The organism is Solidesulfovibrio aerotolerans (assembly GCF_009856865.1).
GTDB classification, from domain to species: domain Bacteria; phylum Desulfobacterota; class Desulfovibrionia; order Desulfovibrionales; family Desulfovibrionaceae; genus Solidesulfovibrio; species Solidesulfovibrio aerotolerans.
In genome coordinates, this window is the sequence record NZ_WVUD01000145.1 from 1 (window position 1) to 359 (window position 359).

Genomic DNA, 359 nt, shown 5'->3' on the forward strand with positions numbered 1-359 from the left:
ATCGTCTCGCGATCGAAACCGCCAACCACATGAAATGCGATATCTTGACGGTTCCCCAGTGCCCGGACGATGGCCGCGAACACGTCATAGCCCTTCTCAATCCCGGTGGGTGAATAGCGCTGTGCCACAAAACAGATGTTCAACTGACGGCGATCGTCTCGCCGCGACCCAACCGCCCGGTCCAGGCCGTCCTTGTCATAGCAGAAGGGGATAATTCCGCCGTAGATGTGCTTAATAATAATAACGAGTAAACCCCCGGCTCTGCCGGGGGACTCACAAAGTTTGACAGTTCCGGGAATCGGAAGCCTCCATCGCTTGAACCGCTCAAAGTTCAAACAGACGGAGGCTTCCTGTGAACG

Annotated in this window: 1 protein-coding gene; it reads right to left on the minus strand. The window is 55.4% G+C overall.

Annotation, left to right across the window (positions count from 1 at the left end; all coding sequences use genetic code 11):
- The coding region (locus GTA51_RS20805) for a hypothetical protein (RefSeq protein WP_211922689.1) at nt 1-335 on the minus strand (335 nt) is incomplete at its 3' end.
- Nucleotides 336-359 lie beyond the last annotated feature (24 nt).